At 61.5% G+C, this 11,983-nt stretch carries 11 protein-coding genes; 3 read left to right on the top strand and 8 right to left on the bottom strand.

Annotation, left to right across the window (positions count from 1 at the left end; all coding sequences use genetic code 11):
* The first annotated feature begins 143 nt into the window (after positions 1-143).
* Positions 144-491: a hypothetical protein gene (locus tag ACYVHT_RS11215; protein ID WP_460551292.1), complete on the top strand. Its 348-nt coding sequence runs from the start codon at positions 144-146 to the stop codon at positions 489-491.
* A gap of 19 nt (positions 492-510) precedes the next feature.
* A complete protein-coding gene (locus ACYVHT_RS11220) occupies positions 511-903 on the top strand; it encodes a DUF779 domain-containing protein (RefSeq protein ID WP_460551295.1) in 393 nt (130 codons plus the stop codon).
* 121 nt (positions 904-1,024) lie between these two features.
* Here the strand turns inward: ACYVHT_RS11220 and ACYVHT_RS11225 are convergent, their stop codons facing one another.
* Positions 1,025-1,492: a MaoC family dehydratase gene (locus ACYVHT_RS11225; RefSeq protein ID WP_460551298.1), complete on the bottom strand. Its 468-nt coding sequence runs from the start codon at positions 1,490-1,492 to the stop codon at positions 1,025-1,027.
* A 93-nt stretch (positions 1,493-1,585) separates the two neighbouring features.
* Positions 1,586-2,335, bottom strand: a complete 750-nt coding sequence (locus tag ACYVHT_RS11230; protein WP_460551301.1) for a DUF4197 domain-containing protein — start codon at positions 2,333-2,335, stop codon at positions 1,586-1,588.
* A gap of 279 nt (positions 2,336-2,614) precedes the next feature.
* Here ACYVHT_RS11230 and ACYVHT_RS11235 point away from each other — a divergent pair, with 279 nt between their 5' ends.
* Positions 2,615-3,835, top strand: a complete 1,221-nt coding sequence (locus tag ACYVHT_RS11235) for an aminopeptidase (RefSeq protein WP_460551303.1) — start codon at positions 2,615-2,617, stop codon at positions 3,833-3,835.
* Positions 3,836-3,962: 127 nt separating this feature from the next.
* Here the strand turns inward: ACYVHT_RS11235 and ACYVHT_RS11240 are convergent, their stop codons facing one another.
* The 6 genes from ACYVHT_RS11240 to ACYVHT_RS11265 form a co-directional block, all read right to left on the bottom strand.
* Positions 3,963-4,706 (bottom strand): SDR family NAD(P)-dependent oxidoreductase, encoded by a 744-nt coding sequence (locus ACYVHT_RS11240; protein ID WP_460551306.1) that lies wholly within the window; start codon positions 4,704-4,706, stop codon positions 3,963-3,965.
* Between the two features lie 81 nt (positions 4,707-4,787).
* Positions 4,788-6,101 (bottom strand): glycoside hydrolase family 1 protein, encoded by a 1,314-nt coding sequence (locus ACYVHT_RS11245; protein WP_460551309.1) that lies wholly within the window; start codon positions 6,099-6,101, stop codon positions 4,788-4,790.
* A 141-nt stretch (positions 6,102-6,242) separates the two neighbouring features.
* A complete protein-coding gene (locus tag ACYVHT_RS11250) occupies positions 6,243-6,848 on the bottom strand; it encodes a 2,3-bisphosphoglycerate-dependent phosphoglycerate mutase (protein ID WP_460551312.1) in 606 nt (201 codons plus the stop codon).
* A 70-nt stretch (positions 6,849-6,918) separates the two neighbouring features.
* On the bottom strand, positions 6,919-7,311 hold the full coding sequence (locus ACYVHT_RS11255; RefSeq protein WP_460551315.1) for a DUF4259 domain-containing protein: 393 nt from the start codon (positions 7,309-7,311) through the stop codon (positions 6,919-6,921).
* 130 nt (positions 7,312-7,441) lie between these two features.
* Positions 7,442-10,660, bottom strand: a complete 3,219-nt coding sequence (locus tag ACYVHT_RS11260; RefSeq protein ID WP_460551318.1) for an efflux RND transporter permease subunit — start codon at positions 10,658-10,660, stop codon at positions 7,442-7,444.
* A 129-nt stretch (positions 10,661-10,789) separates the two neighbouring features.
* On the bottom strand, positions 10,790-11,929 hold the full coding sequence (locus ACYVHT_RS11265; protein WP_460551321.1) for an efflux RND transporter periplasmic adaptor subunit: 1,140 nt from the start codon (positions 11,927-11,929) through the stop codon (positions 10,790-10,792).
* Between the last annotated feature and the right edge of the window lie 54 nt (positions 11,930-11,983).

Genomic DNA, 11,983 nt, shown 5'->3' on the forward strand with positions numbered 1-11,983 from the left:
GTGCAGCAGTAATCCAATCGCCCGGATTAGTGATGGTTCGCGAGATGCTTCGACTTCGCTCGATATGACGCTCTGTTTTTTAGGCTAGTAAGCATCCTTTTTTCAAGCTGTGCGTCTTGATGAGAAACTATTACGCTAGTTCTATGAAAGGTTTGTTCGTGCTCCTCTTGTTGTGTGGCGGTGCTACTGCCGCTCATGCCCAACTATTGCCAGTTCCCGGCGCCAAAAACCCGAACTGGAAAACGGAAAAATTTGCAGCGCTGCCCGAGGCTACGCCGTTTGATGAGCCGCCGAAAACCGACCGCATGCCGAATGCTGCGCAAAGAAGCATTGCCAGCGCTGGCAACCGCCACTATTACTGGGATGCCAGCCGGCAACTGTCGTATCAGTGGCTGAGCCGCCCTGGCTCCAACACCATCGCACCCGATAAAGAGGTACTGGTGCGTGAAGACCGGACGGGCATTACCTACACATTTCGCCGAAAACAGTAATCCCCAACCAGTCCCACCCATGTCCACACCCCGCGTCCTCGTCACCACCGCCGCCGAAGCCACCATCGACCTGCTCCGCGACGAGCACGGCCCGCTCATGTTTCACCAGAGCGGCGGGTGCTGCGACGGCTCCTCGCCCATGTGCTTCGCCAAGGGCGAGTTTCGGGTGGGCGGCAACGACGTGTGGCTGGGCCGCATCCACGGCTGCGACTTCTTCATAAGCGCCAGCCAGTTCGAGTACTGGAAACATACCCAGCTCACCGTGGACGTGGTGAAGGGCCGGGGCGCCAGCTTCTCGTTGGAAATCCCGCTCGGCGTGCGCTTTCTCATTCGCTCGCGGCTGTTTACCGAGGAGGAAGAGCAGGATATGGAGCCGGTTTATGCTGGGGATGAGGTGCCGGAGGAAATGTGAGCAGTAAAAAACCGTCATGCCGAGCGCAGCCGAGGCATCTCGCGTGCAGGAAGTAAACTCATTGATTGAGTTACTCTGGCACGCGAGATGCCTCGGCTGCGCTCGGCATGACGGTTTTTCTCTAACCCTGGAAGTGGTATAAAAACGTAATCACGCCCGAGTAAGCCGGCTTTTTCTGGCCTTCAATCTCCAGCGTCACCTCGATGCGGGTTTTGGCAATGCCGCGCAGATTGGCTACGGAGAGCAGCTTGGCGTGCAGGCGCACGGCGCTGTTCACCGTCACGGCCTGGTTGAAGCGGAGCGACTCGATTTCGTAGTTCACCTGCATTTTCAGGTTCTCGATGGTCACAATTTGCTGCCAGAGGTAGGGCAGGAGCGACACCGTGAGGTAGCCGTGGGCAATGGTGGCCTTGAAGGGCGACTCGGTAGCGGCCCGCTCGGCATCGGTGTGAATCCACTGGAAATCGAGGGTGGCGGCGGCAAACTGGTTGATTTGCTCCTGCGTGATGGTGTGGAAGTCCGACGTGCCCAGCTCCTGGCCGGCGTGTTGTTCTAGTTCGGCAAGGCTGCGGATGAGGAGAGCGGGCATAAAAAGTGGCGTATGGTTGCGGTTTGGGGGCCGCAAACATACGCCACTATTTCGGGTCGTTTCAGAGGTAGCAGGCCCGTCATGCCGGCCTTATTAGCTGCGGCTGCCAAACACGCGGCGCAGCAGCTCGGTGGTGCGGGCCACCGGGTTCTCGCGGATGTTGGCCTCCTCCTGCGCGATGAGGGTGAACAAGCCATCCACGGCTTTGCCGGTGGCATACTGGTTGAGGTCGGGCTGCACCTTTTGCACCAGCGGCAGCTGGTTGTAAGTGGTAGCCAGCTGGGTGTAGTAGCGCGTGGCGCCCACCTGGTCGAGGCTGCGCTGCATGATGGGCGCGAAGGCCGTGGTGAGCTGGCTGCTGGTGGTGCGCTTCAGAAACTGCGTGGCGGCGTCCTTCTGGCCCGTCAGGATGTTCCAGACATCCGAAAACGTGAGGCTTTTGATGGCCGAGATGAAAATGGGCTTGGCGCTTTTGGCGGCATCCTCCGCGCCCCGGTTCAGGCTCAACTCAAACTTGTCGACCTGGCTGCCCAGACCGACGCTGCGCAGCGTGGTGGCCACGCGCTGGGCATCGGGCGGAAAGGGGATGCGGATGAGGCGGTTGAGGTAGAAGCCGTCGGTTTGCGAGGCCTGGTCGGCACCCTTGCCAATGCCTTGCAGCAAAGCTTCCCTGAGGCCGCTGGCGGCTTCGCTGCTGCTCAGGCCGCCTGCTTTGCTGCTCGTGCCGCTGGTGCCGGCGGGCCTGGTGAGAATGTTTTTGAGGTCGGACAGGCGGATTTGGGCCGAAGCGCTGAAGGAGCCCGCCAGCAGCAGGAGCAGAACGACCAGAATACGATTTTTCATGGCAAAATAAGCCCGGCGACATAACCCGGTAAAGTGGCCTATTGCAACGCTCATGCCGAATTTCCGGCGATAACCACAACACTGCAATAGCGCCTGTTTTTTGTATTTTATGCAAAAAAATCTATACTTAATATAATTAGTTGTAACATTGGCAATCAAACAGCGCCTTCACTGGCCAGACTGATAATCAGCTGCCTGGGCCTGTTGCGGGGCTGAGGAGCTGGTAGACTCAGGCCGGTTGGAGCGCTGGTCATTCTTACCCACTTAATCCCTGTTGTCATGTTGAAAAAACGTATACCAATGGCCTGCGTCTGGGGCCTGCTTTTGTCAACGGGTTCGGCCTTCGGCCAGAACTACGAGCAGATGGCCAGGCAGATTGTGAATACCTCCGCCGGCGTGAAGTCCGGCGACGCCGTCGTGATTACCGGCGGCCAGCACACCCTGCCGCTCATGGAAGCCGTGGCCGTGGAAGTAGCCCGCGCCGGCGGGCAGCCCACCATGTGGCTCACCACCGATAAAGTGGTGCACACCATCAATGCCGAAACACCCGAAGCCGCCATTCAGGCCAGCAAGGCCAACGACATGCTGTTGCTGGCCGATGTGCTCATCACCCTGCCCGGCGTGGAAGACGGCCGCGCGGTGGTGGCCGATGTGAGCCCGGCCCGCCGCACCAGATTTGGCCAGGTAGCGGCTGCTTCCGGCATAAATCAGAAGCTGGATGCCAGCAAGCTGCGGGGCGTGTTTGTGAGCTACCCCAGCAAAAGCTACGCGGCGGCGCAGCAGCTCGACTACCCGGCGTATGAGAAAATGATGTGGGGCGGCATCGGGGCCGACTATTCAGCCATTGCCGTGCAGGCCGGGCAGCTGAAGCAGCTGCTTGCCACGGGCAAGAAAATGCACATCACCTCGCCGGCCGGCACCGACCTCACCGTGGACCTGGCCGGCCGGCCCGTTTTCGCCGATGACGGCGTGGTATCGGCCGCCGACCAGCAGGAGAAGCTCATTTACAACCGCACGGCGCGCCTGCCCGGCGGCCTGCTCTACGGCACCTGCCTGGAAACGTCGGCCACGGGCCGGCTGGCCGTCGCCAACGATGCCATTGCCGACGGCCAGCCCCTGAAAGGCTTCAAAGCCGACCTGAAAAACGGCCAGCTTGAAAACGTGCGCGCCGACGTGGGGGCCGATTCCTTTCAGAAGCAAATGTCGGCTTACGGCGCTTCGGCGCTGCAGGTGGGCCGCTTTTCCATTGGGCTGAACCCGGTGATGAAGCCGGACGAAGCAAAAGCCTTTTACCCGACCACGGCCGCCGGCACGGTGTACATTGGCACCGGCACCAATGCCCTGTATGGCGGGCAAACCAGCGCACCGGGCGGCTACAGCTTCCCCATTGCCAACGCCACGGTGGAAATAGACGGCAAAGTGGTGGTGCGCAACGGCCAGCTCGTGTCCACGGCCACGGCCAGTACCATGGCCGCTCCCAAAAAAAGTCGCAAGCAATAGCCCATCGTGCCGAATAACAGGTCGTTATGCCGAGCTGGTCTCTGCATAACCACCAGAAAAGGCCCGTCAACTTGCTATTGACGGGCCTTTTCTGGTGGTCGCATCAACCGGAAACGACCAGCCGGACCTACAGCCGGTCGAGCCGGCCGCCGTCCACGCGCACTTCGGCACCCTGCACGAAGGCGGCATCATCCGAAGCCAGGTAGGCGATGATGGCGGCCACGTCTTCGGGCTTGCCCACGTCGTTTTTATCGATGACTTCGACGCCGGATTTCACGTTGGGGTTGTCCCAAAGCATGGGCGTGTCAATCGCGCCGGGCAGGATGACGTTGCTGCGGATGCCTTTCGGCTTGCCTTCCAAGGAGGACGAGCGGGTGAGGGACAGCATGGCGGCTTTCGCCGCCGCGTAGGGTGCCACCAGCGGGCTGGTTTCCACGGCGTGCACGCTGGCCACGTTCACGATGGCGCCGCCCGGCTTCATGTGCAGAAAGGCCTGCTTGGTGAAGTAAAACGCGCCCAGCAGGTCCACATTCAGGATGCGCAGCCAGTCGTCGCCGGTCAGCTCCTCCAGGGGTTTGAACTGCATGAGGCCGGCATTGTTCACCACCACGTCGAGCCGGCCGAACTGCTGCAAAGTGGCGGCCACGGTGGCTTCTACCTGCTTTTCGTCGGATACATTGCAAAGGCTGGCCAGCACGTCGGGCGCGCCGGCGGCTTTCACGTCGGGCGTGGCCGTGTCGAGGTTGGCCTGGTTGTAGTCGGCAAGCACCACGCGGGCCCCTTCGGAGGCAAAGCGTCGGGCGGCGGCCAGCCCGATGCCGCTGGCACCCCCGGTGATGAGGACTACTTTATCTTGAAATCGAGCTTGCATGAAGTGTGGGGGTAAGGAGTAGCGGAGCAGGCACGCCAAGCGCAGCAAGACGGTAAGTGCCTGATGTTCAGGTGATGTGCATCAGGATTGCGGGGCAGCGTTGGCCGGCTCGGTCGATTTATCGGCGGTGGCGGCTTTCACGTCGGCCTTGTGCTCTTTGGCCCAGTCGCTGTTGTTTTCCTGCGGCATCACGATGGGCACTTGCAGGCAGGCGCTTTGGGCGGGCAGCACCTGGTTCCAGTCGGTGATGAGCTGCTTGTAGGCCGCGCCCACGGGGCGAATGTTGCGGTCCAAATCATAGAGCCCCAGCGGATTCACGTTGCCGTTGGGCTCGCGCAGGGCGGTGTCCCAGTCCACCTGGTCGGTGAGGGAGTACCAGGTGAAGCCAATCATGGGCACGCCGTCGTTGCGCACGCGCAGCACGTTGGCCCACTCTTTCCAGAGCCAGTTCACGGCTTCGTCGCCGTTGGGGCCCTGCCAGAGGTTGGTTTCGGTGTGCATCACGGGCAGGCGGTAGCGGTCGTGGTACTGGCTGGTGATGACGTGGTAGCCAAATACTTCGCCCGAGGCAGAAGTGCTGCCGTCGGCCCGCACGCGGTGCTCGTTGGTGCGGTAGTAGTCGTTGCCCATCACACAGTGGTGCTTGAGGCTGTTGCCCTGGAAGAAGTGGTATTCCTCGCGGGTCATGCCGTTGTCGAGCAGAAACTCATACATCTCCGAGTCCACGCGGCGGCCGTAGTTCAGGTCCAACGACAGAAACCGCTCGGCGTTCATAATCTCGGCGGGCTTGATGGCGGCCGGGTTTTCGGCATGGAAATATTCCGACGACTCGCTCTGGATGAAAATGGCATCGGGCCGGATTTCCAGAATGGCCTGCATGGCCAGCACGTTGGCTTTCACAATGTATTTGAGCGCGTTCACAAACGGCCGGTCGCCGCTCAGCTGCTCGTTCCACCAGCCGTAGCGGGCCGAAAACTGCGCGCAGATGTACATCTCGTTCACCGGCGTGTAGAGCTGCACCCACGGAAACCGCTGCGCAAACGCCCGCGCATACTGCCCGAACAGCGCCGGAAAATCGGGGTTCTGGAAGTTGCCCAGCCAGTCAGGCACGCCGAAGTGGCACAGGTCCACGATGGGGGCAATGTTGCGCCGCAGCAGGTCCTGAAACGTCACGTCGGCAAAGCTCCAGTCGTACCTGCCCGGCCCCAGCCAGGTGGTGTGAATGGGCGGCCCGTAGCGCAGAAAGCAGATGCCCAGCTCCTGCACCAGCTCAAAATCGCGCTGCCAATGCTTGTAGTGGCCGCATTTTTCCATCTCATCCACCCGATGCCGGCCGTTCTGGATGGTGGGGTTGCTGTTTTCGATGCCGGTGGCGAAGAGGAATTGAGGACCCATGAAGTGGAATGCAGCGCTTGCTTCGGCTTGCGCCAGTGGGAGAAAAGAACTATCCCGCTTACTCCGTTCGGCGCCGCCGCGTTGCGCAGTAGCCCGGCCTTTCAGTGCGCGGCTTCTCCGTGCCCAGACTGAAAGCCCGCGCTACAGGTTCTGCGACTCCACCATGTTCATCTGTTCATCGAACTTGTAAACGTGCACGCCGCCGGTCACAATTTCCAGCGCCATCACCTGCTCGGGCGTGAGGTGCTCCAGGTACATGCGCAGCCCGCGCAGCGTGTTGCCGTGCGACACGAGGAGCACGTTCTTGCCGGCCCGCAGCTGGGGCACAATCTCGGCTTCGTAGAATTTCACGGCGCGGGCCTGGGTTTGCTGCAGGCTTTCGCCGCCGGGCGGAGCCACCTCGTAGCTGCGCCGCCAGATATCAACCTGCTCCTGACCGTATTTGGTGGCAATTTCAGCCTTGTTCAAACCTTGCAGGTCGCCGTACATCCGCTCCTTCAGGGCCTCGACGTGGTGCACCGGAATAGTGGCCCAGGCCGGCCGCGCCACAATGATGTCCAACGTACGCTCGGCCCGGATGAGGGTAGAGCTGTAGGCCACGTCGAAGTGGTAGCCGCGCAGCTTCTCGGCCACCACCCGGGCCTCCTCGTCGCCCCTGGGGCTCAGGGCCACGTCGAGCCAGCCGGTAAATATGTTCGCAAGGTTAGCCGTCGATTCGCCGTGGCGAACGAGCACAAGTAATCCCATCGGTCCAGGTTGTTAAGTAGCTGCCCACTGCCGTTCTACTTCCTAGCAACCCGTTTCGGCGCTTCAGGTTTCAGGCCAGGCGGTCGAGCAGGCCTTCCTGCACGGCCGCCCAGTCGGCGTATTCGCCGGCTTCTTCCTTTATTTCCTGTAATTCCGACTTTTTGATAATGGCTTTAATAGCCCGCCGGGCCAGCCGCTGGGCCGTTTCCGGACTGGTGAGGTGCAGGTTCTGGGCGCTGAGCAGCAGGTCTTCGGGGAAGCCGCGCACGGCCTTGCCCAGGGCGGCGGCAATGATTTCGGCGGCGGCCAGGGCTTCGCTGGCTTCGTCGGCCTCGGGGTAGCCCTCTTCGGCCACGGCTTTCAGGGTTTCGAGCAGCGTGGTTTCGCTGGGGTTTTCCTGAAAGTCAGCGGCGTAGTCGGCCGCCATGTCGTTGTCGAAATTGCTGTTTCCCCAAGTACCCATTTGCTGGAAGCTGTTAAAATAAAACGCTGCAATAATACTAAGCCAAGCTACTAACGGCCGGGGCAATAAAAAAGCCCCTGCAAGGAGAGGGGCTTTTTTAGCAATTTTCGGTGCGTTTGCGGGCGGCAGGTTAGGCCGGCGTGGGCTCCGGCGCGGGGCCTTTTTCCCCGGCGTGGTGGCCGCCGTGCTCCTCATCGGGCTTGTAGTTTTTCTCCATCTCGTCGAGCTTTTTCTTGCCGTAGGCGAAGCGCGTGATGACGACGTAGAGCACCGGCACGATGAAAATGGCCAGCGAGGTAGCAGCAAACATTCCGCCGAGCACCGTCCAGCCCAGGGTCTGGCGGCTGATGGCGCCGGCACCTTTGGCCAGCGTGAGCGGCGCAATGCCCAGCAAGAAGGCCAGCGAGGTCATGATGATGGGGCGCAGGCGCAGGCGCACGGCCTCCAGGGTGGCTTTCACCAGCGGCATGCCTTTATCGACCCGCTCTTTGGCGAATTCGATAATCAGAATGGCGTTTTTGGCCGAAAGCCCAATCAGCGTAATCATCCCGATTTGGGCGTACACGTTGTTGGTGAGCTTGGGCAGGAAAAACAGCGCCAGAATGGCCCCGAAAATGCCCACCGGCACCGCCAGCAGCACCGAGAACGGCACCGACCAGCTTTCGTAGAGCGCGGCCAGAAACAGGAACACGAACAGAATGGACAGGCCGAAGATGTACACCGTCTGGCCGGCGGCCAGCAATTCTTCGCGGCTCAGGGCCGAGAATTCGTAGCCATAGCCCTGGGGCAGCGACTTGGTCGCCTCTTCCTGCAGGGCCTTGATGGCATCGCCCGACGAGTAGCCGGGGGCTGGCTGCCCGTTGATTTCGGCCGAGCGGAACAGGTTGTAGTGCGAGATGAGCGGGGCGCTTTCGGTGCGCCGGTAGCTGGTCACGGCGCTCAGGGGCACCATGGTGCCGCTGGCGTTGCGCACGTAGTACTGGCCCACGTTGGCAATGTCGGTGCGGTAGCTGCTGTCGGCCTGGGCCAGCACCCGGAAGTTGCGGCCGTAGAGCGTGAAGTCGTTGATGTAGGCCGAGCCCAGGTAGGTGCGCAGCGCCGTCGAGATGTCGGCAATGCTCACGCCCAGCTTCTTGGCCTTCTCGCGGTCGATGTCGAGCTGGTAGCCCGGCGTGTTGGCCGTGAAGAACGAGAAGGCCGAGGCAATTTCGGGCCGCTTCCGGATGGCGCCCAGGAAAGCTTGCAGGTTGGCGTCGAACACCTTCACGTCGCCCTGGTTTTCGCGCTCCTGAAACACAAACGAGAAGCCGCCCGTGTTGCCGAGGCCCGGAATGGGCGGCGGCGAGAGCACCACCGTGGTGGCTTCCTTCTGCTGGTTGAGGCGCTGCTGAATGTTGGCAATCAGGCTTTGCAGCTGCAGCTCCTTGGCCTTGCGGTCTTCCCAGGGCTCGAGCTGGCAGAAGATGGTGCCGCTGCTCGATTTGGAGGAGAAGTTCACGGCATTCAGGCCGCCCAGGCCGGCGTAGTGCTTGATGCCTTTCACCGTCGAAAGCTCCTTCATCATGGTTTGCAGCGTCTCGACGGTACGGGCCGTGGAGGTGCCCTCGGGCAGGTTGAAGGTGATGATAATCCGGCCTTCGTCTTCGGTGGGCAGGAAGCCGCTGGGCTTGGCCCGGAACAGGAAGAACGTGCCCGCCACAATGGCCAGCAGCACGGTGAGCGTGCCCCAGCGGTGCCTGATGCTGAAATCGACGCCGTTGGTGTACTTGTCCGTTACGCGGCCAAACCACTGGTTGAACTTGAAGAAGAACTTGTCGAGGCCCTTCGAATTCTCGTCGCGCTTGGTGGGTTTCAGCAGCAGCACGCACAGGGCCGGCGTGAGCGACAGGGCCACGAAGGCCGAAATCAGCACCGAAATGGCGATGGTGATGGCAAACTGCTGGTACAGGCGCCCGGTGATGCCCGGAATGAAGCCCACCGGCACAAACACCGCCGCCAGAATGAGGGCAATGGCGATAACCGGGGCCGAAATCTCGCGCATGGCCTCCAGCGTGGCATCGATCGGGTTCATGTCCCGCTCGTTCATGTTGTGCTCCACGGCTTCCACCACCACAATGGCGTCATCGACCACAATGCCGATGGCCAGCACGAAACCAAACAGCGTGAGCGTGTTGATGGTGAAGTGCAGCGGGATGAAGAACATGAACGTGCCCACGATGGACACCGGAATGGCCAGCACAGGGATGAGCGTGGAGCGCCAGCTTTGCAAAAACAGAAACACCACCACAATCACGAGCACCAGGGCCTCTACCAGCGTGTGCACCACTTCCTCGATGGACACCTGCACCACGCTGGCCGCCTCGAACGGCACCACGTAGGTCAGGTCGGCCGGGAACTGCTTCGAGAGCTGCGCCATGGTCTTGTTCACGTTCTCGTAGGTTTCGAGGGCGTTGGCGCCGGGGGCCTGGTACACCAGCAGGTAGGCGGCGCGCTTGCCGTCCACGAAGGAGTTGTTGGCGTAGTTGAACTTGCCCAGCTCCATGCGGGCCACGTCTTTCAGGTACACGATGCTGCCGTCCTGGGGCCGGGTTTTGACGATGATGTTGCCGAACTCCTCGGTCGATTTCAGGCGGCCCTGCACGTTCACGATGTACTCAAACGTCTGGCCCATCTGCTGGGGCGGCGCGCCAATGGAGCCGGCCGCAATCTGCGCGTTCTGCTCCTGAATGGCGGCCGACACATCGCCGGCCGTCACGCCCAGCTGCGAGAGCTTGTCGGGCTTCAGCCAGAGGCGCATCGAGAAGTCGTCGGCGCGGGTCACGATGTCGCCCACGCCTTTGGTGCGCAGCAGCGCGTCCTTGATGTACACGTTGGTGTAGTTGTCGAGGAAGGTGGCGTTGTGGGTGCCTTTGGGCGCATACAGCGCCACCAGCATCAGAATGCTGGGGTTGCGCTTGCGCACCGTGAGGCCCAGGCGCTGCACTTCCTGCGGCACGGTGGGCAGGGCAATGCCCACGCGGTTCTGCACGTCGAGAGCGGCAATGTTGATGTCGGTGCCCACGTCGAAGTTCACCGTCATGCTCAGCTGGCCGTTGCTGGTGCTGTTGCTCTGCAGGTAGGTCATGCCGGGCGTGCCGTTCACCTGCACCTCCACGGGCGTGGCCACGGTCTGCTCCACGGTCTGGGCATCGGCCCCGATGTAGGTGCCCGATACCGATACCGTGGGCGGCGTAATCTCGGGATACTGCCCGATGGGCAGGTTCATCATCGCCAACAGGCCCACCAGCAGTATCACCAGCGCGCTGACGATGGCCGTGACGGGGCGGCGAATAAAGGTTTCTGCAATCATATTTTCTCTAGCTTATTCTGGCGGTCATGCAGAGCGCAGCGAAGCATCTCGCGTGGGGTGGTAACTCAATCGTAATTGCTTAGTAGCAGCAGGCGAGATGCTTCGCTGCGCTCTGCATGACGTTCTTTTTTATTTGCCGGGCGCGCCCGCCGCTGGCGCGGCCTTCGGCACTTCCGTGGTAATCTTGGCCCCGTCGCGCAGCTTCTGCACGCCTTCGGTCACTACTTTATCGCCTTGCTTCACGCCGTCGAGCAGCACAATCTGGTCTTTGAGGCGCGGGCCAAGCTTCACCTTGCGCTGCTGGGCGGTGCTGCTGTCGGTGGCCACGTACACGAAGTTTTCGCCCATCTGCTCGATGATGCCTTTATAGGGCACCACAATGCGCTGGCCCGACTGCGTGTTCAGCACCTGCACCACGGTGCTCATGCCGTCTTTCAGCAGGCGCTGGGGGTTTCTGAACTCCACCCGCACCGTGATGGTGGCCGTTTGGTTGTCCACGCCCCGGTCGATGGTCCGGATTTTTCCGTACTCTTTGTAGATGCTGCCGTCCGGCAGCTGCAGACGAATGGTGGAGTCGTTGGCCCCGAGCCGGGCGTTTTGCAGCTGGTTGAAGCGGGCAATGTCGGTGGCCGTCACCACCAAATCAACCCCAATCGGGTCTTCGCTCGAAATCGTGTTCAGCAGCGTGGTGCCCGCGGCCACCTGCGAGCCCAGCCGCACCTGCGAAATGCCGATGCGCCCGGTAAACGGGGCCGTAATATCCGAAAAGCCCAGGTTGGTGCGGGCAATGTTGACGGCGGCCTGCGCCTCGGCCACCTGCGCCTGGGCCGTGGCCAGGGCCGTGTTGGCGTTGTCGAACACCTGCTTGGCAATGGCGTCCTGCTCGTTGAGGCGCCGGTAGCGGTTGGCGTTCACGCGGGCGTTTTCGGCATTGGCCTGGGCGCTGCGCAGGCCGGCCAGGGCCTGCTGGTAGGCGGCCTGGTACTGGCGCTGGTCAATCTCGTAGAGCTTTTTGCCCTTGGGCACCACGTCGCCTTCCTTGAAGGTGATGCCCGTGACGAAGCCCGTCACCTGCGAGCGCAGCTCCACAATGTTGAGGCCCACCACGGTGGCCGGGTAGCTGTCGTAATAAACGGCATCGGTGGTTTGGGCGGCTACCAGCGTGACGGGCGTGGGCGGTGGCGCGGCGTTTTTCTTGTCCTCTTCCTTCTTGCCGCAGGCAGCCAGCAAGCCGAGGGCGGTGCAGAGCGCTAAGTAAGTTGCTTTCATATAAATAAATAGGGGCGGGGCTTGTCCCCACCGGCGCGGCCGGAGGCGTGCTGT

The organism is Hymenobacter daeguensis (assembly GCF_054780555.1).

Excerpts from the sequence above, each read along its gene's own strand:
- ACYVHT_RS11225 (WP_460551298.1), bottom strand. The coding sequence starts at position 1,492 with ATGCCCGCTCTCCTCATCCGCAGCCTTGCCGAACTAGAACAACACGCC.
- ACYVHT_RS11215 (WP_460551292.1), top strand. The coding sequence starts at position 144 with ATGAAAGGTTTGTTCGTGCTCCTCTTGTTGTGTGGCGGTGCTACTGCC.
- ACYVHT_RS11265 (WP_460551321.1), bottom strand. The coding sequence starts at position 11,929 with ATGAAAGCAACTTACTTAGCGCTCTGCACCGCCCTCGGCTTGCTGGCT.
- ACYVHT_RS11240 (WP_460551306.1), bottom strand. The coding sequence starts at position 4,706 with ATGCAAGCTCGATTTCAAGATAAAGTAGTCCTCATCACCGGGGGTGCC.
- ACYVHT_RS11255 (WP_460551315.1), bottom strand. The coding sequence starts at position 7,311 with ATGGGTACTTGGGGAAACAGCAATTTCGACAACGACATGGCGGCCGAC.
- ACYVHT_RS11220 (WP_460551295.1), top strand. The coding sequence starts at position 511 with ATGTCCACACCCCGCGTCCTCGTCACCACCGCCGCCGAAGCCACCATC.
- ACYVHT_RS11230 (WP_460551301.1), bottom strand. The coding sequence starts at position 2,335 with ATGAAAAATCGTATTCTGGTCGTTCTGCTCCTGCTGCTGGCGGGCTCC.
- ACYVHT_RS11250 (WP_460551312.1), bottom strand. The coding sequence starts at position 6,848 with ATGGGATTACTTGTGCTCGTTCGCCACGGCGAATCGACGGCTAACCTT.
- ACYVHT_RS11260 (WP_460551318.1), bottom strand. The coding sequence starts at position 10,660 with ATGATTGCAGAAACCTTTATTCGCCGCCCCGTCACGGCCATCGTCAGC.
- ACYVHT_RS11235 (WP_460551303.1), top strand. The coding sequence starts at position 2,615 with ATGTTGAAAAAACGTATACCAATGGCCTGCGTCTGGGGCCTGCTTTTG.
- ACYVHT_RS11245 (WP_460551309.1), bottom strand. The coding sequence starts at position 6,101 with ATGGGTCCTCAATTCCTCTTCGCCACCGGCATCGAAAACAGCAACCCC.